The following is a 392-nucleotide window of genomic DNA, read 5'->3' on the forward strand; positions in this document are numbered from 1 at the left end:
TGGTGCAACTGGCGATGATGTCAGTGCTTCATCGGGTGTTGCTCGTTTGTACGGACAGTGGAACCTTGTTGGCCGTGATAGTGGCAATACTGGTAGCTTAATTTGGAAAATCGAACATCGTCATGCGTATTCAGATTATGCACCTAAGGATTTTTCTGGAATTACGGGTTCTCCTTTTAATCCCGACACTTTGGGTTATATGGGGTTGATGTCTCCGGCATTTAGCGATCAAGGCTTTCGTGTTACTGACTTAAATTGGAAACAAAAGATCAACGGTGGTCGCGGTACTATCCAAATTGGTTGGCAGGATGTGACTAACTACGTCGATACTTATGCGTTAGCGAGTCCGTGGACAGGGTTTTCGAACCTAGCATTTTCTACCGGTTCTGGAG

General features: G+C 45.7%; 1 pseudogene. It reads left to right on the forward strand.

From position 1 onward, the window contains the following. A pseudogene (locus AB4585_RS24020) lies at nucleotides 1-392 on the forward strand (porin); the annotation flags it as partial.

The sequence above is a fragment of the Vibrio sp. 10N.222.49.C9 genome (assembly GCF_041474985.1).
In the GTDB taxonomy this organism is placed as follows: domain Bacteria; phylum Pseudomonadota; class Gammaproteobacteria; order Enterobacterales; family Vibrionaceae; genus Vibrio; species Vibrio crassostreae_C.